The organism is Mariniluteicoccus flavus (assembly GCF_054776655.1).
The window spans coordinates 188,114-212,505 of sequence record NZ_BAAHBN010000004.1 but is presented as its reverse complement, the minus strand read 5'-3'; the positions used below and the strand labels follow the sequence as shown (position 1 = coordinate 212,505).

The window sequence follows — 24,392 nt, the reverse complement described above, 5'->3', positions numbered from 1 at the left end:
GGGTCACTCACTTCCCTGAACTCGTGCCGCCACCGCGCCGGCTGCCGCGGGAGCCGGTGCCGTAGACGGTGCTGGTGCGTCGGCGGTTGGTGGTCGAGCAGGCGTCGCGCACCTGCTGTTCGGTGGGGGGCACGCCGTGCTTGGCGCGATAGTTCTCGCGATAGTCCTCGGCACACTCGGAATAGGTCTGCGAGCACCCGGTGAGGGCGGCGGCCGACCCGCCGAGGATCAGCAGCCCGAAGGCGCGGCGGTTCATGCGTGTCCTCCTGCGGTGACGGTCGTCCGGGAGCGTACCGCCTCGCGGTGTTGCGGATAGACGTGCCACGTCTCCCACTCCCACCCGAGATCCGTACGCCGGGCCCCGAGCGCGGTGAGCGCGTGCGGGTCGCCGGCGAAGCGTACGCAGAGGTGGTCGGCGTACGCCTCGGTCGAAACCCTCGCCCGCTCGGCGAGCTCGGCGCCGGCCCCGGCCACCCGCTCGGCCTCCATCGCGTAAGCGACGGCCCGCCCGCCCACGGACAGCCGGTCGTCGCGCCGGTGCGGCAGCGGTACGCGCGGCAACCCCTCGGCACACGCGAGCGTCTCGGTCAGACCGCCGGGCAACACGACCTGGTGGGAGGCGCCGAGCACGCGAAGCACGATCCCGTCGACCTCGAGCTCGGCAAGTGCCGCCAACTCCGGCCCGTCGCCCACGGAGAACCCCAGATCGCCTACGCAGGCATCAACAAAGGGAACGCCAGCAGTCAGTTCCATGCCCATCCCCCTTGGTCTCGCCCTCTGGTCTCGGTGATCGACCCATTGTCACCCACGACAGGTCCGCCTTAGTGACCAACGGGTGCCCCCACGCGACGAGCCCCGGCGCGCGGTGGCTTTTCTGGTTCAGCAGACGTGACACCAGCAAGCGGGTGGGTCCGTGCGGTCGTCGAAGCGACGTAAAGACGCCGCCAGCGATCTGGGCCAACGAGCACACGGCTCGGCGTCCCAGTCGCAAGACGACCGCACGGACCCACCCGCGCAGCCAGGCTCACCCAATCAGCAAAGTAAAAGCCTCAGCGCGCCGGGAATTCCTTCTTCGCGTGGTCACCGATCCGCTTCATCATCCATCCGTCCAGCGCCCCGCCGATCACGCCACCGGCCAGCGGGATCGCCTTGCCGAAGCGCGTCAGCGCCTTCTCGCCCACCGTGCGCGCGAGGCGGAAGCCGACGGCCTTGTTGATCACCATGAGCGCCGACTTCGGCAGCCCGCCGAGCGCCATGCCGAGCACGCGGCCGCCGCCGATCGACCCCATGGGTACACCGGCCTTGGCCAGCACGTCCTCCGCCTTCGACCCCACCAGGGTCAGCAGCACGGCCGAGCGGATCTGGTCGGCGTCGACGTCATAGCCGCGCAGGTGGGCGATGGCGCCGACCATGCGGGTGGCCTGGACGTAGAACTCGAACACGTTGGCGGGGATCGCGACCGGCATCGTCACGAAGCCGCCAAGGCTCGTCACGAACCCGCCGGCCGCGCCGGAGCGGATGTGCTGGTTGATGATGGCGTCGATCGCCTTCTCCGTGTCGCCCTTGGTCGACGCCTTCTGGGCGATCTTGACCGAGCCGGCGAACGGGCCGCGGCCGTCGATGCCGACGTCGAGGATGTTCTCGATGAGCTTCGTGATCGCGTTGCGCTCGCCACCGCCGGCCGAGGCCTCCTCAAGCGCCGAACGGGTGGTGGTCACGTCCTGCTTCTTGGGCTTGAAGATGTCGAGCAGTCCCATGGTGCCTCCTGGTTCTCGCGGACGCCGGTGTGGCGTGCTTCACCTCCAAAGTCTGGCAGATGTCGACAAAGCCTCCGACCGTGGGGAGTGGGTGCCGGCGGACGCGAAGTCTGAGACAAGCCCTTCCCTTCACAAGTTACTCACGGTTAATGTGGCCGTATGACCCACATCACACCTCAACGCCGAGGTCTCCTGCGGGGTGCGTCGCTGATCGCCGCCACCGCTCTTGCCGCGTCGTCGTTCGTCGCCACATCCCCCGTGGCGCACGCCGTCGACCTGCCCGCCGTCCGCACCGGCCAGACCGTCGTCTCCTTCGACGGCACCCGGATCAACACCAACTTCTTCGCCGCCGAGGGCCTCCAGCCCGGCCAGAAGGCCCCGACCGTCCTCCTCGGCCCGGGTTGGCCCCTGCCGGGCTCGACCAATCCTGACGGCGGCACCATCACCCGATCGGCCTGATCGGCGTCGGCCCGCTGCGCAAGGCCGGCTACAACGTCGTCACCTGGGACCCGCGCGGCTACGGCAAGTTGTCGGGCGAGGTCTACGTCGACAACCCCGAGAAGGAGGGCGCGACGTCATCAAGGTCATCGACTGGACCGCCGCCCAGCCCGAGGTGAAGCTCGACGCCCCCGGTGACCCCCGCATGGGCATGGCCGGGGCTCCTACGGCGGCGGCATCCAGTTCGTCACTGCAGCCCAGGACTCCCGCGTCGACGCGCTCGCGCCCGCCGTCGCCTGGAACTCGCTGACGAGCTCGCTCTACAAGAACGGCTCGTTCAAGGCGGGCTGGGGTGCGGTCCTCTGCGGCACCGGTGCCGTCTTCGGCTCGCTGCCGCCGCTCGGCACCGACTACGGTGCGCTCTCGGCGCCGGTCCAGAAGGCCTGTGACGAGGGCCTGCGTACGGGGCGCATCTCGGCCGAATCCGAGGCCTACTTCAGTTCGGTCGGACCCCACGACCTCCTCTCGCGCGTGAAGGTGCCCACGCTGCTGCTCCAGGGCACGGTCGACACCCTGTTCACGCTCGACGAGTCGGCGCGCAACTTCCGCGCGCTGCAGGCCGCCGGCACCGAGACCAAGCTCGTGTGGTTCTGCGGCGGCCACGGCCTGTGCAGCGCCGGCTATGGCAAGGACGTCATCGAGTCCGAGACGATCCAGTGGTTCGCCAAGCACGTGAAGCGGGAGAAGAACGTCGACACCGGCAAGGCCTTCAGCTGGGTCGACCAGTTCGGCGTACGCCGGGACCGCGCCGACCTGCCGGCCCCGTCGTCGCAGCTGACCGGCCGCACCGAGAAGGGCGCGATGTTCCTCTCGCCGGTCGCCGTCTCCGGCATGGCCATCGCCGCCGCCTGGGCGCCCGTCGCGGTGAACGTCGACCTCCCCGTGCAGACCACCGAGAAGCACCTCGTCGGCAAACCGAAGGTGTCGTTCACCTACCGCGGCAACGCGCTGATCAACAAGGACACCCACGTCTACGTCCAGATCATCGACGTCGACAACGCGTCGCTCGTGCTCGGCAACCACGCCACCCCGATCGCGGTGAAGCTCGACGGCCAGACCCGCACGGCCACGGTCGACCTCGAGCAGGTCGCCCACACCCTGCGCCCCGGCGCCCGGATCCGCGTGCAGATCACGCCGGCCTCCATGCTGTACGCGCCCCAGCCGAACTCGACCCACGTCGACTTCGCCGACGTCCGGGCGAGCGTGCCGGTCGTCAACTGACCCTGTCCAACCAACCCCGTCCATCACCCCGAGGGGGCGTACGCGAGCGATCGCGTACGCCCCCTCGGTGTTGGCGGATGTTCCCGCCGATGGACTTTCGTCGCTGGGCGGATCGACCTTCGTCGCGCAGGCCTACCGGTGAGTACGCCCGGCTCCTAGCGTTCGGACGGCCGGGCACTCCGCCCGGGCCCGCACTCCAGGAGGTCCCATGAACACCCTCGCTCGTCGCCTGCCGCTGGCGCTGGCCGGTGCCGCCGCCCTCGTGGCCACCGTCGCCGTCCCCGCCCACGCCGACACGGTGACCGACTCGTGGCCGAACGTCCCCGAGACGAACCCGAAGCTCCCGATCGTCCACACCACCCACGGCTCGGCGAAGCTCAAGCCCAACGTGTTCAACCCGCGTCCGGTCTGCAACGCCTTCGAGGACCACCGCACCGTGGTCCATGAGGTCAAGGAGAAGTTCACGCCGATCGGCACGATCGACACCCACAACAGCACCGACAAGCCGCTGCCGGGCCAGACGATCACCCTCAAGATCGAGGGTGACATCGGCGGCGAGTTCTCGGGCGTCAAGGCCAGCATCAAGCCGGGCATCAGCTACAGCCTGACGTGGAGCGCCGGCCAGACCATCGGCCCCTACAACGTTCCGCCGGGCCACACCGCGAAGGCGACCTACGGCTTCCGCACGGTCGCGTTCGAGGGCACCCAGCAGCGCTGCCACATCGACGGCACCTGGTCGACGCCGTGGCGCTTCCGCGGCGACGCCCCGCTGGCCAATGCCGTGCAGGTCCAGACCTATCGCGACCCGGCCCAGACGGCCCCGGGCGCCTGATCCCCTGATCCCCACTGATTCCCCTGATCCCCCGAAAGGACATCCCATGACCACCACCACCGCTCGACGCGCCGGTGTCGCCCTCGGCTCGGCGCTCCTGCTCTCCACGGGCCTGGCCACCCAGGCCCACGCGGCCGAGAAACCGAAGCTCGACCTCGCCGTCTCCTACCAGGTCTCGGCGATGAAGGCCCCGGGCGCCGCGGGCCTCGTGGCCATCAAGCTCAAGAATGTCGGGTCGGAGCGCTATTTCGGCGAATATCCCCTGACGAAGTTCGAGGTCTCGGTCGAGACCGTGCAGGGTCCGCGCGGCGTCGACCGCGTCATCACCCCGTCGTCGTTCAACGGCGCCCACGTGCGTGACCTCGGGTTCGACCCGAAGGCGTCGACGCGGAAGTTCGAGGTCAGCCTCGCCAACGCGATCAACGCCAACGAGGAGGTGCTGGTCGCCAACCTGTCCTTCGGCGAACGGTCTCACCCGCGAGGGCCGCCGGGTCCAGCGACTCGTGACGAGCCAGACCGGCCGCCTCGACGGCGATGTCGCGAACGCGAATGACCAGAAGGTCGGCTCGGTGGGCGCCACGAAGAGCGACTTCGGCGTCGCGAAGGTGTCGGGCCTGTTCTCAGTTCTCGCGCACGGGGATGCGTACCTCCACCAGCCACGTGTCGCACCGCGGCCCCGCCGTCATCGTCCCGCCGAGCAGGCGTACGCGTTCGGCGAGCCCGGTCAGGCCCAGGGACGTCGACGGGACGGCCGGAAGGGGGCGGGTCGCCAGCGGGCTCTCCGCCGCGATGACCAGGTCGCCGCCGTCGAGGTCGGCCGAGAGCCACCACTCGCCCGGCGCGGCGTGCTTCAGCGTGTTCGCCACGCACTCGCGCACGATGCGGTCACCGGCCAGGGCGACGCCGGGCGGCAGGGCGCCCGGCCCGAGTTCCACCGCCGCCACCATCGGGTGGCCCAGGCGTTCGCACTCGTCGGCCTGCTCCGCGATCAGTGCGGCGAGGTCGTGGACCCCCTCGGCCGTCCCCTCCGGCTCGGCCACCGCATCGGAGCTCCTCAGCACGCCGAGCAGCGTGTGCAGCTCGCCCAGTGCCGAGCGGGCCGTCGACTCGATGGTGGCCCCGGCGCGGTCGCGGCGTTCCGCGTCGTCGGTCGCCGCCATCACCCCCGCCTGCAGGGTGATCAGCGTCAGCCCGTGGGCCACGACGTCGTGCAGTTCCCTGGCGAGCAGGCGCCGCTCGGCCCGCCGCGCCTCGTCCGCGGCCGCCGCCAGGTCGGACGCCCGCCGCTCGGCGGCCAGGCGGCGCGCACGTGAACGACCCAGCAGCCACGCCGTCGCCACCAGGACGATGAGCGAGGGCGTCGCCTGCCAGAGCAGGACGGTCCGGGTCGCGGGCAGCGCGTACGCCGTGGCCGCCAGCCAGGCCGCCCCGGCCGCCCCGGCGACGGCGAGCGCCCGGCTCTGGTGGCGCAGGGCGTACGCGAAGCCCGCGACGGCCAGCGACGCGAGCCCGGGCACGGGGGAGCGCCCGGCCAGGGCAGCGAGCAGGGCGACGCCGAGCAGCGCCGCGCCGACCCCCGTACGGCGCAGCGCCAGGGCCACCAGGCACCCCACCGCCGCGAACTGCGCCACCGCCTGCGCCGGCCGCAGCGGGTCGGGGGCGCCGTCGGCCCACAGGATGACCTGGTCGTCGACGAGCGACAGGCCGAGCAGGCAGGCGCCGGCGACCACGAGCCAGCGGGGGAGGTCCCGCAGGTCGACGGAGTCGCGGGCGAGTCGGCGGGCGACGGAGTCGCGGGTCAGCCGGTGTGCCACGGTGCGGGCGTCACGCGGGGCAGAGCGTGGGCCACACCTGGCACACGGAGTCGAAGAACCCCCGCGTGGTGACGGTGTCATCGGCCGGGGCCACGGTCAGCGACGTGGTGCAGGCGAGCGCTGCGGCGAACGCGGCGAGTCGGGTACGCATGGCTACTCCTCAGTTGGACGAGTGACTAAAATGAAGGATAGGCAAGACGAGGAGTTCTCATGCCCCCGTGGACCGTCGTGGTCGCCGACGACGAGACCCTGATGCGCGAGGCGCTCGCCCTCTTCCTCGACTCCAGCGGCGAGTTCGAGGTGATCGGCCAGGCGTCTGACGGCGCCGAGGCCACGACCCTGGCCCTGCGGCTGCGCCCCGACGTCGTGCTGATGGGCCTGCGCATGCCGGGCACCAGCGGGCTCGAGGGCATCGCGCGCCTGGCCGCCGCCTGGCCCGAGGCCCGCATCGTCGCGGTCACCACGATCACCACCGCCGACGCCGTCGTCGCGGCCCTGCGCGCCGGGGCCCAGGGCTATGTGCTGAAGGACAGTTCCCGCGCCGACCTCGTCGCCGGCGTCCGCGCGGTCGCCGAGGGGCGGGCCGCCCTGTCGGGAGACGTGGTCGCGTCCGTGATCGACGAGGTACGCCGCGGCGCGGGCCCCGATCGAGGGTTGCGCCGCGAGGCCGCGGTCAAGGCCCGCTGCGGGCGTCTGATGGGCAAGCTCGGGGTGGTCAGCCGCGTGCAGGTCGTCGTGCGCGCGTGCGAACTGGGGCTGGTGGAGCCGCGGCTGCGCTGACCTCGGGGGACCGTTCTCCGAGCGAGCGCCAGCGCGTCGAGGAGCGCCGACCGGAGCGCGACTCACGCAGCCGGCTGCAACCCGCGTACGCCGTTCTCCAGCCGGAAGGTCTTCGCTTCTGGTCGGTAGCCATCCCAGCGGTCGAAGGTGAGATCGCGTTGAACGGGGGGTGAAGGCTGCGTGAGTCCTTCGCCGGGCTCACAGCGCGTGGATCGCCATCCCGATCGCGTGGATGACGAGCCCGGCCAGGGCGCCGACGATCGTGCCGTTGATGCGGATGAACTGCAGGTCGCGGCCCACGAACAGCTCGATGCGGTCGGCGGCCTCGTCGGCGTCCCAGCGTTCGACGGTGTGGGAGATGACGGTCGCGAGCTCCGACCCATAGGTCGTCACCACGAACGCCACGATGTCCTCCACGCGGCGTTCCAGGCCCTCGCGGAGGGCGTCGTCGGTCGCGAGGTTGGCGCCGAACTCGGCCAGCCACGCGTCGCCGCGCGACCACAGCGAGGAGTCGCGGGTGTCGATCGCGCCCTCGAGGGAGGCCTTCACCGACGCCCACAGCGAGGCGACGGTGTCGCCCACCTGGTCGTGGTCGAGGATGCGCTCCTTCAGCGCCTCGCCGCGGGCGCGTACGCCGGCGTCGTGCTGGAGGTCGCCCGCCAGCGTGGTCAACATGTCGTCGAGCGCGACCCGCGCCGGGTGCTCGGGCTGATCGCGGATGGCGATCGCCCACTCGAGCGCCTGCCTGTAGGACCAGTCGACGACCCGGCGGTCGATCCACGACGGGCTCCACGCGGGCGCGCGCTCGCCGATCACGGCCTGGAACCGCTCGGGATGGCGCTGCAGCCAGGAGACGAGCTCGCCGGTGGCGAGGTCGACCAGGCCGCGGTGGGACCTGTCCTCGACGATGCCCTCGAGGAACGCACCGGCGATCGGGGACAGCGGCTCGCGCTTCAGCCGCGGCAGGATCGACTCGGTCACCACGGCCCGGATGTCGTCGTCGGAGACCCGGTCGAGGCCCAGCCGGGCGACGCGGGTCAGCTCCTCCAGCACGCGGGTGCGGTGGGCCGGGTCGTCGAGCCAGCCGGCCAGCCGTGTGCCGAGCCGGGCCGAGCGGAAGCGGTCGCGGAAGATCTCCTCGGTGAGGAAGTTGGCGGTGACGAACTGCTGCAGCGACCGCCCCAGCTCGTCCTTGCGGCGCTTGACCAGCGCGGTGTGGGGGATCGGCAGGCCGAGCGGGTGGCGGAACAGCGCGGTGACGGCGAACCAGTCGGCGAGCGCGCCGACCATCGCGGCCCCGGCGGCGGCGCTGACGAACCCCAGCGCCGAATAGGTGTCGAACCGCAGCGTCACCGCCCAGATCAGCGCCGCCCCCACCAACAGCGAGGTCGCCACCATCCGCATCTGTCGCAGGCCCCTGCGGCGCTCGGCGTCCCCCGGCGCGTCCATCATGCTCACGCCTCGAGTGTGCCAGCCCGTGCCACGCCACCAGATTGAACTCTGTCTATGGCCGCCGATCCGGCCCCTTCGCGCCGCGTCCGGTCCGAAGGGGCCAGATCGCGCGCCGAGTTTGGCACGCGATCCGGGGTGGCAGGCCCGGGTTGCCCCCGGCCGGCCCCGGGGATCGCCGGGAGCCGGTTGCGTACGCCCCGCTGGCCCCGTGGACTGTCCGCGTGCCCGGCCTTCTCGTCCCCGTCCGCCCGTTTGTGACTAACCAGTTAGTCGCCTACGCTTCGTCCGTGCCCACCGCCCCCACCGCAAGCCGCAGGCGCGACGCCGAGCGCACCACGGCCGACCTCCTCGACGCCGCCGAGCACGAGTTCGCCGAGCACGGTTTCGCCGGTGCCCGCGTCGACCGCCTGGCCGCCCGCGCCGGCTGCAACAAGGCCCTGATCTTCCAGCGCTTCGGCGACAAGGAGGGCATCTACACCGCCGTCTTCGCCGCGGTCCAGCAGCGCTGGACGCCGACCGACGACGAGCTGCGCGCCCTGCTGAACGCCGACACCCGCGACGCCTTCGTCGCCTCCATCGAGCGCATCGTCGACTGGACCATCCGCTTCCTCGTCGCCGAGCCGCGCGCCGCCCGCATCATGTTGTGGGAGGTCGCCTCGGGCTGGGCCATCCTCGGCCACCCCGACTCACCGGAACACCAGGCCCACCAGGCCCACCGTCACGCCACCAACCAGGGTCCCCAGCTCGCCCCCATCCGCGAGTTCCTCGACGCCGCCGACCGGTCCGGCTGGCTGCGTCCCGACCTGACCTCCGAGGTGCAGCTCAGCCTCGTCACCCAGATCCCCATGGTGCTGAGCGCCATGCGTTTCGACATCGCCGAGCCGAGCTTCAAGGCGTTCGTCACCGACTTCATCGTCGCGGGCCTCGTGGTCCCGGCGAACTGAGAACCAGAGAAACGAAGGAATCCACCGTGGTCCAGCTCACCCGGCTCTCCATGGCCAACCGGGCGCTCGTGTCGCTGATCTGCCTCGCGATCGTCGGCTTCGGCCTCGTGTCGACGACCTCGCTGAAGCAGGAGCTCGTGCCGTCGCTCACGCTGCCCGGCGCCTCGGTCGTCACCTCGTACGCAGGCGCGACCCCCCAGACCATCGAGCGCGACGTCACCAAGCCGATCGAGGACGCGGTCAAGGGCGTCGCGGGCGTCACCAAGGTGACCTCCGTGTCGGCGGCGAACGTCTCGCAGGTCCAGGTCGAGTGGAACTACGGCGAGGACACCTCCCAGATGGAGGCCAAGGTCCGCAGCCAGATCGAGCAGATGAAGTCGACGCTGCCCGAGAACACCACGCCCCGCGTCGTCGTCGGCTCGTTCGACGACCTGCCGATCATCATGCTGGCCGTCACGTCGACGAAGGATCCGAGCCAGCTCGCGTCCGACCTCCGCGACATCGCGATCCCGCGCCTGTCGGCGCTCAAGGGCGTACGCGCGGCCAACGTGACCGGCGAGCAGGCCCGCCAGGTCACCATCACCGCGCGCCAGGCCGACCTCGACCGCCTCGGCGTCGACCTGTCGCAGCTCACGCAGATCCTTCCGGCCTACAAGATGCAGGTCCCTGCCGGCGAGATCTCCAACGAGGGCCGCACCATCAACATCCAGGTCGGCCAGACCCTCACCAGCGTCGATGCCGTCGCCGACCTTCGCCTGCAGGGCAAGGACAACCCCGTGGCCCTGCGCGACGTCGCCGACGTGGCCGAGGTGCCGGTCGACACCACCTCGATCAGCCGCGTCAACGGCAAGCCCGCGCTCTCGCTGATGGTGACCAAGACGTCCGACGCCAACACCGTGACCGTCGCCCACGCCGTGAAGGACGCCCTCCCCGCGGTGCAGCGGCAGATCGGCGGCAGCACCAACTTCCGCACGATCTTCGACCAGGCGCCGTTCATCGAGCAGTCGATCCACGACCTCGCCGTCGAGGGCGGCCTCGGCCTCGTGATGGCCGTGCTCGTGATCCTTGCCTTCCTCTGGTCGGTGCGCGCGACGATCATCACCGCCATCTCGATCCCGCTGTCGCTGCTGATCGCCATGATCGGCCTCTATTCCGGCGGTTTCACGCTCAACCTGTTGACCCTGTCGGCGCTCACGATCGCCGTCGGCCGCGTCGTCGACGACTCCATCGTCGTCATCGAGAACATCGAGCGCCACAAGGAGCTCGGCGGCGAGTTCGGCGTACCCACCATCATCACGTCCGTACGCGAGGTCGCGGGCGCCATCACCGCCTCGACCATCACGACCGTCGCCGTGTTCGCGCCGATCGCGCTGGTCGGCGGCCAGACCGGCGAGCTGTTCCGGCCGTTCGCGCTGACGGTGACCATGGCGTTGCTGGCGTCGCTGGTCGTGGCGCTCACGATCGTGCCGGTCCTCGCTTACTGGTTCATGAAGCCCGGCCGCCGCGCCCGCGAGGCGAAGGCCGCAGCCGCGCCCGAGACCGACGATCTCCGAGCGAGCGAAGCGAGTCGAGGAGCCGCCGCGCGCGAACAGAAACTCGAGTCCCACGAGTCGCGCGAGACGTGGCTGCAGAAGGCCTACCTGCCTTTCCTGCGTGCCTCGCTGAAACACCCGATCGTGACGCTGCTCGTGGCCGTGCTGGTGTTCGGCGCGACCATGGCGGGCGCGACCACCCTGAAGACCGACTTCATCGGCTCGATGGGCCAGAACACCCTCCAGCTCAGCCAGAAGCTGCCGGCCGGCACGAGCCTCGCCGAGACCGACCGCGCCGCCCAGAAGGTGGAGGCCGTCCTCGCGGCGAATCCGGCGGTCGAGACCTACCAGTCGTCGATCGGCGGCGGCGGCATCCGCGAGTCGTTCGGCGGCGGCACGTCGGGCGCCAACGAGGCCAGCTATTCGGTCACGCTCAAGGACGGCTCCGAGACGACTGCGGTGCAGGACCAGCTGAAGGCCGAGTTCGCGAAGCTGACCGACGCCGGCAAGGTCGACTTCTCCTCCGGCGGCGGCGTGGGCGGCTCGTCGACGCTCGACGTCACCATCCAGGGCCAGGACGAGGGTGACCTCGCGAAGGCCGCCGAGGAGGTGATCGGCCTGATGAACCGCACGCCGGGCCTCACCGGCGCCAAGTCCAACCTGTCGGAGCAGCAGTCGGTGCTGCAGGTCAACGTGCGCCCGGCCGACGCCGCCCGCCTCGGCATGAACCAGGGCACCATCGGCCAGGCCGCGACCCAGGCCATCAAGGGCCAGAAGCTCGGCACGGTCACGATCGACCGGCGTACGCAGGACCTCGTCCTGCGGTCGCGTTCGGCGAAGACGAAGGCCGAGCTCGAGAACCTGCCGCTGCCGGTGTCGCAGAAGCAGGACGCGGACGCGAAGAAGGCCATCTCCGACGAGCTGCAGGCCGACCAGGACCGGAAGACCGACGAGCAGCTGGAGAAGGCCACCGAGCAGATCGACGAGCAGGAGGAGAAGACCCAGAAGTCCCGCGACGACCTCCGCACCCAGCTCGACAAGCTCGACGAGCAGATCGCTCAGGCCGATTCGGCGGCCGCCGCGCCCGCGCCCACGATGCCGGCGAACCCGGTCGAGGCGCAGCGTGCCCAGGTCGCGGCGGCCCAGGCCCAGGCCGCGGCCCAGGCGGCGGCGAAGAAGGCGCAGGCCGAGCAGCTCCGCGAACAGCGCACCAAGCTCAGCGAGCAGATCACCGAGATCGACAAGTCGCTCGACAAGATCGCCGAGCAGCGTGCCGACCAGGCGAAGAGCCGCCGCGAGGCCGCGGAGGCCAAGGCCAAGTCGGAGGCGGCCAAGAACGCGAAGGGCCGGCCGGTCGCCCTGAAGGACGTCGCCGACGTCGTCGAGGTCCAGACCCCGTCGTCGGTCCGGCGCACCGACGGCGTACGCACCGTCACGGTCAGCGCCGTGCCCGATCCCGGCGCCCTCGGCACCGTGACGGAGTCCCTGACCACGGGACTCGACAGGCTGACGCTTCCGTCCGGCACCGTCGCCCTCATCGGCGGCGTCTCGGCCGACCAGCAGGAGGCGTTCGCCCAGCTGGGGCTGGCGATGCTGGTGGCGATCGCGATCGTCTACATGGTCATGGTGGCCCAGTTCAAGAGCCTCGTGCAGCCGCTGATCCTGCTGGTGTCGGTGCCGTTCGCGGCCACCGGCGCGGTCGGCGCGCTGCTGCTCACCGACACCGCGCTCGGCATCCCCTCGATGATCGGCCTGTTGATGTTGATCGGCATCGTGGTGACCAACGCCATCGTGCTCATCGACCTCGTGAACAAATACCGCAACGAGGGGGCGAGCATCGACGACGCGCTGATCCACGGTGCGCGCCTGCGCCTGCGGCCGATCGTGATGACGGCCCTGGCGACGGTCATGGCGCTGGTGCCGATGGCGCTGGGCCTCACCGGGGGCGGTGTGTTCATCTCCCAGTCGCTGGCGATCGTGGTGATCGGCGGCCTGCTGAGCTCCACGCTGCTGACACTGATCCTCGTGCCGGTGCTCTATCGCCTGATCGAGAAGGTGCGCGAGCGGGCCGGCACCCGTCCGGCGCCGCGCGCCGGCGAGGGCGACGGCGACGACGCCGGGCTCGCCGTGCTGGGGGGCTGAGCGGCTGACCGGGAGGCAGGTCATCATGGCGGGTGAACTGGGCGCCGACAACGGGGCCCGCAGCCCGGGCCGGAGGAGGAGCGCCATGCAGTCGACACCCTGGGTGGAGAACCACCTGCACCAGTGGCGCACCACGGGACGCGTCGTGCTGGCGGCCTCGCGTACGCGCCTCGGGATCGCCCTGGTGGCGTGCCTCGTGTTCACCGCCATCGGGGTCTGGGCCCTCACCGACGGGCGCTGGCTCCTCGCGGCGTTGGCGATCGGCTTCTTCGGGGTGGTCTGCCTCCCCGCCATCGCGTGGCAGTTCGCGAGGCCACCGCGCATGGTGGTCGACCGGCGCGGCCTCACCCTCGAAGGCCGCCGGCCGCAGGTGTTCGCGTGGCACGACGTGGTGGGCTTCGGACTCACCCAGGCCTCGCGTACCCAGCTGGTTGGGATGGCGCTGGAGCCGCGGGCCCACCGCGTCTGGCTCGACGGACTGCCGGCGGCGCGGCGTGCTGTGGAAGCGGCTGACTCGGCCCTGCTCGGGGTGCCGAGCGTGACCCTGCCCAACACGTTCGCGCCCCCCGGCGACCTCGTGGAACTCCTGGCCACGATCCATCTCGAGGTGACGGGAACGCGATGAGGACCCGATCGAGCCAGGATGCGGCCTGGGCTGCGGCCATGAGGGCTGTGCGCCGTCTCGTCCCGCTGCTGCTGGCGCTCTTCCTCGCGTGTGGTCTCGCCGCGGCGGCGACCCCGGCGTACGCGGCCGAGAGCGAGCGGATCGTCTCGCAGGACGTGACCTACACCCTGAACCGCGATGGCTCGATGCACGTGCACGAGACCATCGTGTGGCAGTTCGGCGAGGGCGAGCACCGCGGAATCATGCGGCGCATCCGGGTGACCCAGCCGTGGCCCGACGACCCGCGGAAGGAGCGCGTCTTCCGGGTGTCGCGCATCCGGGTGACCGACGAGGCCGGCGCCAACCAGACGTTCGCGACGCGGCAGACCGGCAACGCGGGACTGATCCGCATCGGCGACCCCGGCCGGGTGTTCCACGGGGCCCAGCGGCGCACCTACGTGCTCGACTACGACATGGCCGCGATGGTCAACCACCGCGGCGATTCCGCCCAGCTCGCCCTCGACGTGCGCCTCGAGGAACAGGTGCCGGCCGACCGCCTCCGCGTGACCGTGGTCGGGCCCGCGCCGGCCACCGCGGCCGAATGTCGGCAGGGCCCGGAGGGGGCCACCTTCCCCTGCCTGGCCGGGGCCGGCGAGCGGTCGACCTATGAGGCCACCGGTCTGGCCGCCGACGAGGGCATGACGATCGGGGCCACGTTCCCGCGGGGCGCCTTCGACCGGCTCGAGCCGAAGCTCGCCACGCGCGGCGAGGGCAGCGGACTGACCCAGGCGAGCGCCGTCAACGCCGATTCCCTTCCGCCGTGGGCGATCGCGGTCACCGCGGCGGCCGTCCTGATGTTCCTGGTCGTCGTGGCCACGAAGCTGATCGCCCGGTCCCGCGCCCCGAAGCCCGAGTTCTGGCCCGACCTGCCGCCCGGCGTACTCCCGGCGCGCGGCACCGAGCCGCGCGTCGCCCAGGGCCGGCGTACGGGTGAGGTTCCGGTGCGGTTCGAGCCGCCCGACGGGGTCGAGGCGTCGCGGCTGGCGGCGCTGCTGGGCGGGAAGGCCGTACGCCGCGGCCCCGTCGCGCTGCTGTTCGAACTGGCCGCGCGGGGCTATCTGACCATCGAACCGCGCGGCAGGCGGCTCCACCTGACCCTGACCGGCAAGGTGCCCGGACCTGACCTGCCGAAGAGGGGCGGCGCCCTCATCAGCGCCATCCAGAAGGACGAGGTCGAGCCAGGCCGCGGCATCGGGACCGACGCGAAGACGGTGAGGCGGGAACTCGCGACGATCTATCGCGACCTCGTGCGGCTGCCGAAACAGACCAAGTGGGCCCAGATCGTGAAGCCGGGGGAGCGCCGTCAGACGGTGCTGACCGCCCTGGTGTTCATCGCCTCGGTCTTCCTGCTGATCGGCTCGGTGATGGTGAGCGCGTTCATGCGGGGGTTCTATGCGCCGCTGCCCGTGGCGCCGTGGCAGGTCGTGGTGCCGCTGATCGTGCTGTCGTTCGGGCTGTGTTGGGTGCCGACGGCTCCGGCCTCCGTGCCGACGGCGAAGGGGACGGCGCTGACCGAGCAGGCCCAGGGCTATCGGCACTATCTGGAGACCGCGGAGGCGCGTCAGATCAGGTTCGAGGAGGCCGAGGACATCTTCTCGCGGAACCTGCCGTACGCGATCGCGTTCGGTCTGGCCGACCGCTGGGTGAGGGTCTTCGACGAGGTCCGCGCGCGGGCCGCCGGATCGGGGCACCAGATCGGCGCGCCGTTCTGGTTCGCGGCGGGCTCGTTCGACGGGCTCGACCGCGGGATCGGCGGCGCGGAGTCGTCGGTCAACACCGCGATGGGCCGCTCGGGCGGGGGCGGCGGCTGGGGTGGCTCGGGTGGCTCGGGTGGCGGGTCCTATTCCGGTGGGAGCTCCGGCGGCTCGTCGTCCAGCTCGGGCGGCGGCGACTCGGGGTTCAGCTCGTCGTCGTGGTGAGGCTCAGGACTCCCGCGTCCCCTGGTGGAACCGCTGGCGCCAGTTGCCGGAATCCCTGACCCACAACGACGTACGCAGGGTCGAGGCCTCGCCGCTGGTCGAGCGCCAGAGCAGCAGCATCTCGTCGGTGCCCAGCGGGGTGACGCGGAGGACGTCACAGGTGAGGGGGGTAGGCAGCGGCCCGATCTCGGCCAGCATCTCGGCGCGGGTCCACAGGCGTCCGGACGTGCCGACCTCATACCAGTCGTCGTGCAGCAGGGCCGCGACCTCGCCGCGGTCGGAGCGCACGGCGTCGGTCAGCAGGGAACGCTCGAGGGCGATCACCACGTCGCGGTCGGAGCCCGGGAACAGGTCGTCGTCGGCGGGGTCGGGCGTGGCCTCGCCGCCGAACAGCAGGGCCTGCTCCTCGGCGTCCTCGTCCTCGGGGTCATCGGTGAACAGGTCGGGGTCGCGCTGCATGGCCCCGACCGTGGCCACCGGGTGGTCGGTGACCGAGCCGTCGAAGCCCGGTCCGGGCTCGGGGTCGCGACCGGTCTGATAGGCCAGCGCGGCGTTGCGCGCACGCTTGTCGGCTGCTTCGTTGAGCTCGTGGCCGGCGTGGCCCTTGACCCACTCGAAGGTGACCTTCCGGCCCTGCATCGCGACGTCGAGCGCCTTCACCAACTCGACGTTGAGCACGGGTTTGCCGTCGGCCTTCTTCCAGCCCTTGCGCTTCCAGTTCGTGGTCCACTTCGAGATCACGTTGATCGCATACTGGCTGTCGCACAGCACGTGCAGCTCGTCGTCGAGGTGGGCGGTCTGCTGCAGCAGGTCGAGCACCGCCATCAGCTCGCCCATGTTGTTGGTGCCGTGCTTCCAGCCGCCCGAGGCCCAGCAGGTGTCATCGACATACCAGGCCCACCCCGCGGGTCCGGGGTTGCCGAGGGCCGATCCGTCTGCAGCTGCGGTGATCACGGGGCGATCCTGCCACAGGACCGGCGGCCCCACGTTCTCCGAGCGAGCGCCAGCGAGACGAGGAGTCCGAGCGAGCGCCAGCGAGACGAGGAGTCCGAGCGAGCGCCAGCGAGACGAGGAGTCGAGTCGGGTCAGGCGCGACGGCGCGTACGTCTTGGCCTCTCTGAGATCGGGCGCGCGATGAAGTTGCCCAGCGAGGTGCCGGCGGCCAGGCCCAGCCCGACGCCGGCGGCGCCGATGAGCATCATGCCGCCCATGACGGCGTCCGACGACGCCTTGGCCTCGGTCATCAGCAGCACACCGCGATAGACCGCCGAGCCCGGCATGAGCGGCACGATGGCGGCGGTGATCAGCGCGAGCGTCGGGATCTTCAGCCGCGGCGCCAGGAGGGTGGCGAGGACGGCCGCCACGAAGGCCCCGGCCGCGCTCGACCCGGCCGGCCCGAGGGTCAGCCTGGAGGCCGTCAGATAGACGATCCAGCCGATCAGGCCCATGAGCGCGCAGAGCACGACGGTGCGCGGGCCCGCCTGGCTGCCGATGGCGAACGATGCGGCGATGATCACCGCACCCACGAGCTGGTGGGGGACCGAGCCGAGGATCGGGGCGGCGACGCCGAGGAGCATCGAGATGCCGAGGCTGGTGCCGATGCGGATCACGAGCAGCAGGCCGGTCACGATGCCGAGGGTCAACATGACGACTTCGAACGCCCGCGCCGACGCGGTGACATAGAACCCGTCGATGCTGTCCTGGGCCGCGCCGACAGTGGACATGCCGGCCAGCAGCAGCACGATGCCGGCCGCCACCACGATCGTCGGTTGGATCTCGTCGAAGAGCGGGATGTCCTTCGCCTGCAGCCACGCGAACGCCAGCGTCGCGCTGGTGGGGATGGCCGCGCCGACGGCCTGGCAGAAGAAGGACGGCAGGTTCATCCGGCCGAGCCAGACCAGCGCCTGATGAACCAGGCAGGACACGAGGAACGAGACGACCATCACGATCGGCCGGGCGGCGAACAGCGTGCAGACGCCGACGGCGAGGGCGCCGCTCGACGCCGTGACCACCCAGGGTCGGTAGTAGGGCCGGACCCGGCGTACCGACCGCAGCTCCTTCTCGGCCTCGTCGAGGTCGAGGCGCCCGGTCTCGATGCCGCGGGCGAGGTCGAAGGCGCGCTGCAGGCGCGAATAGTCGGTCGCCCGCGTCCGGATCACCCGCATGGTCGTCAGGGGCTCGCGCTCGTGTCGGTGCCAGGACAAGGAGATGGAGGTGAACGTGACGTCGGCCTCGACGCCGCGCACCCCGTAGGCGCGGGACACCTTGCGGATCGTCAGGGTGACGTCGTTGGCCGAGGCGCCTGTCGACAGGAGGATGTCGGAGATCTCCATCGCGAGCTCGAGCACGCGCAGGGCGTGCTTGGTCTCGGTGTCCTCCTCCTGCTCCTCGGGCGGAGCGGCGGGTGCCGAGGGCACGACGAGCGTGCGCATCCGCTCCGCGGTGCGTCGCCAGCCGAACCCGGGGCGGGAGCCGGGGGTCCGAGCGTTGCGACGTGCCATGCGCTCACCGTGCCCGGTCGCGGCCGGGTTTTCAAACGCGTGACACGGGGGCCGACTCAGGTCACGCCCGGCGCTGGAACTCCAGCTTCCAGGCGTCGGGACCCTGCTGCAGATAGGAGCGCTCGAAGCTGTCGCCGAAGGTGTCGTCGATCTGCTTCAGCAGCGGGAGCGGGTCGTGGGGCGCGACGAGCACCATGCCGAACCCGGGCTGCACCTGCGAGAGCGCGCCGAGGATGGCGCCGTGGCGGACGGCATGGGGGATCTGGCGGGCGTCGAGCTCGGGCAGCGCGGCGGCCTGTTCGCCGCAGCCGCAGCGGTGGCCGATCTGGTGGACCTCGGTCATGGGGACCTCCTGGGGTCGAGTGGTGGAGCGGTGCGATTATTTATACACTAAAACCGTGGAAAAAAGTCGAGCCCGGTTCAGCGAGGATCCCCGCGTGCGCGGGCTCCTGATGCTGCCCGCCGGACTGTGCCTGCTGGCGGGCCTCGACGCCGCGCTCGTGCTCGCCGGGGTCTGGGCGCCGGTGCCGTCGGCGCGGCTCGCTGACGTGCACGGACCCGTGATGGTCCTCGGCTTCCTCGGCACGCTGATCGCCCTCGAGCGGGCGGTCGCGCTGCGCCACCCGCTGGCATTCGCGGCCCCCGTGTTGCTCGGCGCCGGTGGCCTGACGCTGGTGGCCGGGGCCCCGCGGACCCTCGGGTTTCTCCTGCTGGCGCAGGGATTGCTCGCGCTCGTCGTCGTCTATCTCGCGCTCCACCGCCGGTCGGGCGCCGTCGTCGTCGCGGTCGAGCTGACGGGCGCGGCGCTGGCCGCGTGCGCGGTGGTCGTGCTCCTGGTGGGCCCGGTGTCGCGCGCCCTGCCCGCGCTGATCGCCTTCATCGTCCTGACCATCGCGGCCGAGCGCGTCGAGCTGGCCCGCATCGCGATGCCGGCCTCCGGCGAGACCGTTCTCGGCGTCTTCGCCGCGGTCATCGCCCTGGCCACCGCGCTCGCGCTGGCCGCGCCGGGGGTGGGCGTACGCCTGCTCGCGGCGCTCCTGCTGGCGTTGGTGGCGTGGCTCTTGCGGCACGACGTGGCACGCCGGCTGATCCGCTCTCGGGGGCTGCCGCGGTTCAGTGCGGCCGCGCTGTTGGCGGCGTACGCGTGGCTCGCGTTCGCCGGCCTCGCGCTGCTCGGGTCGGGACCGGTCGACTCGGGTCCGGTCTATGACGCCGTCGTCCACGCGGTGTTCCTGGGTTTCGCGATGTCGATGGTGATGGCCCACGCGCCGGTGATCTTCCCCGCAGTGCTGCGCCGCCCGCTGCCCTATCGCCGCGCGCTCTGGCTGCCGCTCGTCGTTCTCCACGTGGGCCTGTGGGTGCGCGTGGTGCCGGGTGACATGGTGGGGGTGCGCGCGTTGTGGCGCGGGGGCGCGATCACCACGGTCGTCGCCCTGCTCGCCTTCGTCGCGGTCGCCGTCACCATCGGCGTCGCCGCCGGCGCACGCCGCGCGTCCCGGCGTACGGCTGGAACATCGGGACGTACGCCGGCCACCCCGTCGGCACTGGTGGAGGAGAAGGCATGAGTGAGCTGGAGCCGGGCCGAACCCGAACGGAGGGCGCCGCCCCGCCTGCTCGATCGAAGGGCGCTGCCGCGCGTGCTCGATCGGAGGGCGCTGCCGCGCGGGGCCGCTGGATCATGCGCGACCGGCCGTCGGTGGTCTGGCTCGTGCTGGCCGCCGTCGTCGCCCTGGTCCACCGCTTCGTGCCCGACGCGCGCTGGCTGATGGTCCACATGGTCGTGCTCGGCGCGCTCAGCCACAACGTCATGGTGTGGTCGGCCCACTTCACCCACACGCTGCTCAAGGTCGGCGGCGACGACCGCCGCGGCCAGAACTGGCGGCTCGGGCTGTTGCAGGCCGGCACGGTGCTGGTGCTGCTCGGCGTACCGCTGCACTGGTGGCCGCTCACCGCCGCGGGCGCCGCCGTCATCGCGGGATCCGTGCTGTGGCACGGAATCACGCTGGTCCGCCTGCTGCGGAAGGCCCTCCCGGCACGGTTCCGGGTGTCGGTGCACTACTACGTGGCGGCGGCCTGCTGGCTGCCCGTCGGCGCGACGCTCGGCGCGATCCTCGCCCGCGATCTCGGCGTCACCTGGCACGGCCGCCTGCTCGTCGCCCACACCCTGGCCAACCTGTTCGGCTGGATCGGCCTGACCGTGGTCGGCACGCTGCTGACGCTGTGGCCCACGATCCTGCGTACGCGCATGGACGACCGCGCCCTCGGCATCGTCCACCAGCTCCTCGCGCCCATGGTCGTGGCCGTCGGCGTGATCGTCGTCGGCGCGGCCATCGGGCAGCGACCGCTGGCGCTGGGCGGCGTACTCGTCTATCTCGTCTGCCTGCTGGCCGCCGCCTGGCCGATGGTCACGGTGGCGCGCACGAAGCCCCCGGTCACGTTCTCGGCCCTGTCGGTGGCGAGCGCGTACGCGTGGCTGCTCGTCGGTGTCGTGGTCCTCGCGGTCACGCTGGCGCGCAGTGGGACGTGGGGCGCGGTCGGCGACTCGTACGGCCCGGTGACCGCGATCATGGTGGGCGGGTTCGCGGTGCAGATCCTGTTGGGGGCGCTGACCTATCTCCTGCCGGTGGTGCTGGGTGGGGGACCGTCGGTGATCCGGGCGGCGGTGGGGCCGCTCGAGTCGCGCGGCGTGCTGCGGGTGACGCTCGTCAACGGCGGGCTGGCGCTGTGGCTGCTGCCGACACCGAGCCTGGTGAAGGTGCTGGCGACCGTGGCGGCGCTGGCCGGTCTGATCGCGTTCCTTCCGCTGATGGTGCAGGGATTGCGGGCCGGCGTACGCGCGAAGCTGGCGCGCGCCGAGGGGGTTCCCGCCGAGCGCGTGCTGGTGGAGCGGCCGAAGTTCGCGGTGGCGGAGATGCTGGCCGGGGTGCTGGTGCTGGCGGTCGTGACGACCATCGGGGTGGCGGTCGACCCGGGTGCCGCGGGGCTGCGCGGGACGTCGGCGGCGGTGACCGGGACGGGGCAGACGACGACGGTGAAGGTGGAGGCGAGGGGCATGCGGTTCGTGCCCGACCGCGTGGTGGTGCCGAAGGGCAACCGGTTGGTGATCGAGTTGGTGAACGCCGACCCGACGAACGTGCACGACCTGGTGCTGGCGTCGGGGGCGCACAGCGGGCGGCTGGAGCCGGGGAAGACCGCGACGGTGGACGTGGGCGTGGTGACGGCGTCGTCGGCGGGCTGGTGTTCGGTCGTCGGACACCGCCAGATGGGCATGGTGTTCGCGGTCGAGGTGGAGGGAGAGCCGGGTGCGGCGGCGGGTGCGCCGGCGGCGGGGTCGGGGGCGGATCATGGGTCGGAGCACGGGGGTGCACACGGCTCGGGGAGCGCCGCGGCGACCGGGGCAGCCGCCGATCTCGACTTCATGAAGAAGCCCGCCGATTCGTTCCAGGCGGTCGATCCGGTGCTGCCGGCGCTGACGCCGGAGAAGGTGCGGAAGGTGCGCATCGTCGCGAAGGAGCTCGAGCTCGAGGTCGCACCCGGGGTGAAGCAGCTGCGGTGGACGTTCAACGGTCAGGTGCCGGGGCCGACGCTGCACGGGCGGGTCGGGGACCGGTTCGAGGTGACGTTCGTCAACGAGGGCACGATGGGCCACTCGATCGACTTCCACGCGAGCGAGGTGGCGCCCGACCAGCCGATGCGGACGATCCCGCCGGGGCAGTCGCTGACCTATGACTTCACGGCCAACCGCGCCGGCATCTGGATGTATCACTGCTCGACCATGCCGATGTCGTCCCACATCGCGGCCGGCATGCACGGGGCGGTCGTCATCGAGCCCGAGGGCCTCGCGCCGGCGCCGTCGTTCGTGATGGTGCAGTCAGAGATCTATCTGGGGGAGCGCGGCGGGGCGGTCAACGCCGACAAGATCAAGGCCCAGGCCCCGGACGCGCTGGCGTTCAACGGGGTGGCGAGCCAATATGACCACCGGCCGCTGTCGGTGCGGGTTGGGGAGCGCGTGCGGTTCTGGGTTCTCGACGCGGGCCCGAACAAGCCGTCGGCGTTCCACATCGTCGGGACCCAGTTCGACACCGTGTATTCCGAGGGCGCCTACCAGCTCCGCCAGGGCCGCGACGCGTTCGGCCAGGGGGGCGGCGGCTCGCAGGCGCTGGGCCTGCAGGCCGCGCAGGGCGGCTTCGTGGAAACGGTGTTCGCGGAGCCCGGCCGCTATCCGATGGTGAGCCACATCATGAGCGACGCGGAAAAGGGCGCGCACGGTTTCGTGGTGGCGCGGTAGGAAGCCTCGCTCCGCTCGGGGACGCGCCTCGCTCCGCTCGGGGGACGCAACTTGTGCACACCGCTGCACGAGTTGGGTTCGGCGGCCGGCGTGTCGACGCAACCCGTGCACACGCGACGAGCCTTCGACCGGCCGGGACGAACCCCGACCGGCCCGTACGCCCGGCTCAGCCCCGTTCGACCAGCGCGTACGCCCGGCTCAGCCCCGTTCGACCAGCGCGAGTACGCGGGCCGGCGAGCCCGACCCGTCGACGATCGGCAGCGGCGTCGCGATGATCATCGCGCCCGTCGCCGGCAGGCGGTCGACGTTCTTCAACTGTGTGATGCCATATTTCCCGGCGCCGAGCATGAAGGCGTGGCACGGGAACGCCGGGTCGAACGAGTGGGCGATGCCGCCGTCGGTGCCCACGGTCTCGACCCCGATGCCCTGGATCGGCGTCTGCTCGGCCAGCCACTGCGCACACTCGGGCGTCATGCCGGGGGAGTGGGGCCCGGTCTCGCTGTTGCCGAGCGCCTCGTCCTGGTCATGGGTACGCGGGGCCCAGCCCGTGCGTACGATCAGCCATCCGCCCTCCGGCAGCGCCCCGTGCTCGGCCTCCCACGCCTTCACGTGGTCGACGGTCAACATGAAGTCGACGTCCTTCTCCACCTCGGCGGTCACGTCGATCACCGCGGCCGGGCGCAGGAACGCCCCCGGCGACACCGAGGCGATGTCCTCCTTGTCGCGCCCGGTCACCCAGTGGTTCGGCGCGTCGAAGTGGGTTCCGGTGTGCTCGCCGGTGCGGAAGTTGTTCCAATACCAGCCGGGTCCACGGTCGTCGCAGTCGCTGATCACCTCGAGCTGGAACGGCCACGTCTGGCCGAACTCCGGCGGCAGCTGGAGGATCGGGGTGGCAGAACTCAGCGGCGAGGTCAGGTCGATGACCTCGATCGAGCCCTGGTTCAGGGCCTCGGTGAGCTGGGACAGCACGGACATGGTCACTCCTCGATGATGGTGGTTTTCCTTGCGTGCAAGGGGTCGGGCCGGTCAGCCCGAGCTGGCGGCGCGCGCCAGTGTCTGGGAGGGCGACTCGCCGAAGCGGTCGCGATAGTGGACGGCGAACCGGCCGAGGTGCTGGATCCCCAGCCCGGTGGCGATTCCTGTCACCGTTGCCAGGTGGGCGTCGGCCGCGGCGAGTTGGTCGCGCGCCAGGTCGAGCCGCAGGTCGCGCAGCCACTCCATGGGCGTCGCGTCGACCTCGGCCCGAAATCCCTTCTGGAGCGCGCGTACGCCGACCCCCGTCGCCACCGCGACCTCCGGCAGGGTGACCGGGTCGGCGACGTGGGCCCGCATGTAGGCCATCGCGCGCCGGACCGACGACATCGGCGGTCCGGGTGAGGCCACCTTCGCGGAATGGTTGTGGGGTTGGGCCAGGAGCAGCGAGGTGATCAGCGAGGTCTCGTCGGGGGAGCCCGGCGTACGCGCGGCCCGGCGCAGCGAGGCCACCCAGGCGGCGGCCGTCGGCGCCGTGAGGTCCATCAGCGGAGCGAAGCGAACCCCGCGGAGCGCGTCCCCGGCCAGCCGGCTCGCGGCGGCGTCCACGGCGCTTCTTTCCAACCAGCACAGCAGTTGCGGATTCCGCTCGCCCCACACCATCGCCACCGGGTCGTCGGGGGACAGCACGGCCGCGATGCTCGGCGTCGAGGTGAACTCCTTGCCGCCGTGGGCGATGAGCGCACGTCCGGCGAGCGGCACCTGCACCAGATAGAACCGCTCGAGCTGCCCCGGATCGATGCGCACCGGGAAGCCGTAGTCGAGCTCGACGATGCCCACCGACTCGCCCCGTCGGGCGTTCAGCCGCAGGCGTACGCCCCGCGGGCCCGGTCGCAGGTGGTGGGGGCAGAACAGCCGCGCGACCTCGGTGCGGGCGAGGTCGACGTCGGCCGTGCGCAGGCTGCTGGTGACGACGGCCATGCCCACTCCCTTCGCGACGAGTCCGCGGCGGCTCGCGGTGATGCGTCGAACCGCGTCACGACGACGTGGCCCACGTCACACACTAGGCCGCGGAT

Annotated in this window: 21 protein-coding genes and 1 pseudogene; 11 read left to right on the top strand and 11 right to left on the bottom strand. The window is 71.5% G+C overall.

Annotated features, from left to right (window positions below; genetic code table 11):
• Nucleotides 1–7: 7 nt before the first annotated feature.
• From ACYVAG_RS09135 to ACYVAG_RS09125, 3 genes are all read right to left on the bottom strand, one after another.
• Nucleotides 8–256, bottom strand: a complete 249-nt coding sequence (locus ACYVAG_RS09135; RefSeq protein WP_460769012.1) for a hypothetical protein — start codon at nucleotides 254–256, stop codon at nucleotides 8–10.
• Nucleotides 253–753, bottom strand: a complete 501-nt coding sequence (locus ACYVAG_RS09130; protein ID WP_460769011.1) for a DUF2617 family protein — start codon at nucleotides 751–753, stop codon at nucleotides 253–255. Before ACYVAG_RS09130 ends, ACYVAG_RS09135 begins: the two co-directional genes overlap by 4 nt.
• Nucleotides 754–1,049: 296 nt before the next feature.
• Nucleotides 1,050–1,757 (bottom strand): EcsC family protein, encoded by a 708-nt coding sequence (locus ACYVAG_RS09125; RefSeq protein ID WP_460769009.1) that lies wholly within the window; start codon nucleotides 1,755–1,757, stop codon nucleotides 1,050–1,052.
• A 159-nt stretch (nucleotides 1,758–1,916) separates the two neighbouring features.
• Here ACYVAG_RS09125 and ACYVAG_RS09120 point away from each other — a divergent pair, with 159 nt between their 5' ends.
• From ACYVAG_RS09120 to ACYVAG_RS09105, 4 genes and pseudogenes are all read left to right on the top strand, one after another.
• Nucleotides 1,917–2,216, top strand: a complete 300-nt coding sequence (locus ACYVAG_RS09120; protein ID WP_460769008.1) for a hypothetical protein — start codon at nucleotides 1,917–1,919, stop codon at nucleotides 2,214–2,216.
• 213 nt (nucleotides 2,217–2,429) lie between these two features.
• Nucleotides 2,430–3,476, top strand: a pseudogene (locus tag ACYVAG_RS09115) (CocE/NonD family hydrolase); the annotation flags it as partial.
• A gap of 208 nt (nucleotides 3,477–3,684) precedes the next feature.
• Nucleotides 3,685–4,308 carry a hypothetical protein gene (locus ACYVAG_RS09110; protein WP_460769006.1) on the top strand — a complete coding sequence of 208 codons (624 nt, stop codon included), beginning with the start codon at nucleotides 3,685–3,687 and terminating at the stop codon, nucleotides 4,306–4,308.
• A 46-nt stretch (nucleotides 4,309–4,354) separates the two neighbouring features.
• Nucleotides 4,355–4,861 (top strand): hypothetical protein, encoded by a 507-nt coding sequence (locus ACYVAG_RS09105; RefSeq protein ID WP_460769005.1) that lies wholly within the window; start codon nucleotides 4,355–4,357, stop codon nucleotides 4,859–4,861.
• A gap of 67 nt (nucleotides 4,862–4,928) precedes the next feature.
• On the opposite strand, the gene ACYVAG_RS09100 is transcribed toward ACYVAG_RS09105, so the two are convergent.
• Together ACYVAG_RS09100 and ACYVAG_RS09095 are read right to left on the bottom strand one after the other, a co-directional pair.
• Complete coding sequence (locus ACYVAG_RS09100) at nucleotides 4,929–6,122, bottom strand: sensor histidine kinase (RefSeq protein ID WP_460769004.1); 1,194 nt, start codon at nucleotides 6,120–6,122, stop codon at nucleotides 4,929–4,931.
• Nucleotides 6,123–6,132: 10 nt separating this feature from the next.
• Complete coding sequence (locus ACYVAG_RS09095) at nucleotides 6,133–6,273, bottom strand: hypothetical protein (RefSeq protein ID WP_460769002.1); 141 nt, start codon at nucleotides 6,271–6,273, stop codon at nucleotides 6,133–6,135.
• Between the two features lie 59 nt (nucleotides 6,274–6,332).
• Here ACYVAG_RS09095 and ACYVAG_RS09090 point away from each other — a divergent pair, with 59 nt between their 5' ends.
• The gene (locus ACYVAG_RS09090) at nucleotides 6,333–6,902 is read left to right on the top strand and encodes a response regulator (protein WP_460769001.1); all 570 of its coding nucleotides are present in this window, start codon (nucleotides 6,333–6,335) and stop codon (nucleotides 6,900–6,902) included.
• A gap of 198 nt (nucleotides 6,903–7,100) precedes the next feature.
• Here the strand turns inward: ACYVAG_RS09090 and ACYVAG_RS09085 are convergent, their stop codons facing one another.
• Nucleotides 7,101–8,354: a DUF445 domain-containing protein gene (locus ACYVAG_RS09085; protein WP_460769192.1), complete on the bottom strand. Its 1,254-nt coding sequence runs from the start codon at nucleotides 8,352–8,354 to the stop codon at nucleotides 7,101–7,103.
• A gap of 287 nt (nucleotides 8,355–8,641) precedes the next feature.
• Here ACYVAG_RS09085 and ACYVAG_RS09080 point away from each other — a divergent pair, with 287 nt between their 5' ends.
• The 4 genes from ACYVAG_RS09080 (at nucleotide 8,642) to ACYVAG_RS09065 (ending at nucleotide 15,555) form a co-directional block, all read left to right on the top strand.
• Nucleotides 8,642–9,298 carry a TetR/AcrR family transcriptional regulator gene (locus ACYVAG_RS09080; protein ID WP_460768999.1) on the top strand — a complete coding sequence of 219 codons (657 nt, stop codon included), beginning with the start codon at nucleotides 8,642–8,644 and terminating at the stop codon, nucleotides 9,296–9,298.
• Between the two features lie 26 nt (nucleotides 9,299–9,324).
• On the top strand, nucleotides 9,325–12,972 hold the full coding sequence (locus ACYVAG_RS09075) for an efflux RND transporter permease subunit (protein ID WP_460768997.1): 3,648 nt from the start codon (nucleotides 9,325–9,327) through the stop codon (nucleotides 12,970–12,972).
• A gap of 85 nt (nucleotides 12,973–13,057) precedes the next feature.
• On the top strand, nucleotides 13,058–13,597 hold the full coding sequence (locus tag ACYVAG_RS09070; RefSeq protein WP_460768996.1) for a hypothetical protein: 540 nt from the start codon (nucleotides 13,058–13,060) through the stop codon (nucleotides 13,595–13,597).
• Between the two features lie 38 nt (nucleotides 13,598–13,635).
• On the top strand, nucleotides 13,636–15,555 hold the full coding sequence (locus tag ACYVAG_RS09065; RefSeq protein ID WP_460768994.1) for a DUF2207 domain-containing protein: 1,920 nt from the start codon (nucleotides 13,636–13,638) through the stop codon (nucleotides 15,553–15,555).
• A 3-nt stretch (nucleotides 15,556–15,558) separates the two neighbouring features.
• Here ACYVAG_RS09065 and ACYVAG_RS09060 read toward each other — a convergent pair whose 3' ends face one another.
• From ACYVAG_RS09060 to ACYVAG_RS09050, 3 genes are all read right to left on the bottom strand, one after another.
• Nucleotides 15,559–16,509, bottom strand: coding sequence for an RNase H family protein (locus ACYVAG_RS09060; protein ID WP_460768993.1), 951 nt, complete (start codon nucleotides 16,507–16,509; stop codon nucleotides 15,559–15,561).
• A gap of 131 nt (nucleotides 16,510–16,640) precedes the next feature.
• Nucleotides 16,641–18,056, bottom strand: coding sequence for a threonine/serine exporter family protein (locus tag ACYVAG_RS09055; RefSeq protein WP_460768991.1), 1,416 nt, complete (start codon nucleotides 18,054–18,056; stop codon nucleotides 16,641–16,643).
• 61 nt (nucleotides 18,057–18,117) lie between these two features.
• Nucleotides 18,118–18,399 carry a DUF2249 domain-containing protein gene (locus ACYVAG_RS09050; protein WP_460768989.1) on the bottom strand — a complete coding sequence of 94 codons (282 nt, stop codon included), beginning with the start codon at nucleotides 18,397–18,399 and terminating at the stop codon, nucleotides 18,118–18,120.
• Nucleotides 18,400–18,454: 55 nt separating this feature from the next.
• Here ACYVAG_RS09050 and ACYVAG_RS09045 point away from each other — a divergent pair, with 55 nt between their 5' ends.
• The gene (locus tag ACYVAG_RS09045; RefSeq protein ID WP_460768987.1) at nucleotides 18,455–19,621 is read left to right on the top strand and encodes a hypothetical protein; all 1,167 of its coding nucleotides are present in this window, start codon (nucleotides 18,455–18,457) and stop codon (nucleotides 19,619–19,621) included.
• Nucleotides 19,618–22,344, top strand: a complete 2,727-nt coding sequence (locus tag ACYVAG_RS09040) for a multicopper oxidase domain-containing protein (RefSeq protein WP_460768986.1) — start codon at nucleotides 19,618–19,620, stop codon at nucleotides 22,342–22,344. The genes ACYVAG_RS09045 and ACYVAG_RS09040 overlap by 4 nt, the downstream gene beginning before the upstream one ends.
• Nucleotides 22,345–22,542: 198 nt before the next feature.
• Here ACYVAG_RS09040 and ACYVAG_RS09035 read toward each other — a convergent pair whose 3' ends face one another.
• Both ACYVAG_RS09035 and ACYVAG_RS09030 read right to left on the bottom strand, forming a co-directional pair.
• On the bottom strand, nucleotides 22,543–23,319 hold the full coding sequence (locus ACYVAG_RS09035) for a cyclase family protein (RefSeq protein ID WP_460768984.1): 777 nt from the start codon (nucleotides 23,317–23,319) through the stop codon (nucleotides 22,543–22,545).
• A gap of 51 nt (nucleotides 23,320–23,370) precedes the next feature.
• A complete protein-coding gene (locus ACYVAG_RS09030) occupies nucleotides 23,371–24,297 on the bottom strand; it encodes an AraC family transcriptional regulator (RefSeq protein WP_460768982.1) in 927 nt (308 codons plus the stop codon).
• Nucleotides 24,298–24,392: the final 95 nt, after the last annotated feature.

Excerpts from the sequence above, each read along its gene's own strand:
- ACYVAG_RS09135 (WP_460769012.1), bottom strand. The coding sequence starts at position 256 with ATGAACCGCCGCGCCTTCGGGCTGCTGATCCTCGGCGGGTCGGCCGCC.
- ACYVAG_RS09130 (WP_460769011.1), bottom strand. The coding sequence starts at position 753 with ATGGAACTGACTGCTGGCGTTCCCTTTGTTGATGCCTGCGTAGGCGAT.
- ACYVAG_RS09125 (WP_460769009.1), bottom strand. The coding sequence starts at position 1,757 with ATGGGACTGCTCGACATCTTCAAGCCCAAGAAGCAGGACGTGACCACC.
- ACYVAG_RS09120 (WP_460769008.1), top strand. The coding sequence starts at position 1,917 with ATGACCCACATCACACCTCAACGCCGAGGTCTCCTGCGGGGTGCGTCG.
- ACYVAG_RS09110 (WP_460769006.1), top strand. The coding sequence starts at position 3,685 with ATGAACACCCTCGCTCGTCGCCTGCCGCTGGCGCTGGCCGGTGCCGCC.
- ACYVAG_RS09105 (WP_460769005.1), top strand. The coding sequence starts at position 4,355 with ATGACCACCACCACCGCTCGACGCGCCGGTGTCGCCCTCGGCTCGGCG.
- ACYVAG_RS09095 (WP_460769002.1), bottom strand. The coding sequence starts at position 6,273 with ATGCGTACCCGACTCGCCGCGTTCGCCGCAGCGCTCGCCTGCACCACG.
- ACYVAG_RS09090 (WP_460769001.1), top strand. The coding sequence starts at position 6,333 with ATGCCCCCGTGGACCGTCGTGGTCGCCGACGACGAGACCCTGATGCGC.
- ACYVAG_RS09085 (WP_460769192.1), bottom strand. The coding sequence starts at position 8,354 with ATGATGGACGCGCCGGGGGACGCCGAGCGCCGCAGGGGCCTGCGACAG.
- ACYVAG_RS09070 (WP_460768996.1), top strand. The coding sequence starts at position 13,058 with ATGCAGTCGACACCCTGGGTGGAGAACCACCTGCACCAGTGGCGCACC.
- ACYVAG_RS09065 (WP_460768994.1), top strand. The coding sequence starts at position 13,636 with ATGAGGGCTGTGCGCCGTCTCGTCCCGCTGCTGCTGGCGCTCTTCCTC.
- ACYVAG_RS09055 (WP_460768991.1), bottom strand. The coding sequence starts at position 18,056 with ATGGCACGTCGCAACGCTCGGACCCCCGGCTCCCGCCCCGGGTTCGGC.
- ACYVAG_RS09050 (WP_460768989.1), bottom strand. The coding sequence starts at position 18,399 with ATGACCGAGGTCCACCAGATCGGCCACCGCTGCGGCTGCGGCGAACAG.
- ACYVAG_RS09040 (WP_460768986.1), top strand. The coding sequence starts at position 19,618 with ATGAGTGAGCTGGAGCCGGGCCGAACCCGAACGGAGGGCGCCGCCCCG.
- ACYVAG_RS09035 (WP_460768984.1), bottom strand. The coding sequence starts at position 23,319 with ATGTCCGTGCTGTCCCAGCTCACCGAGGCCCTGAACCAGGGCTCGATC.
- ACYVAG_RS09030 (WP_460768982.1), bottom strand. The coding sequence starts at position 24,297 with ATGGCCGTCGTCACCAGCAGCCTGCGCACGGCCGACGTCGACCTCGCC.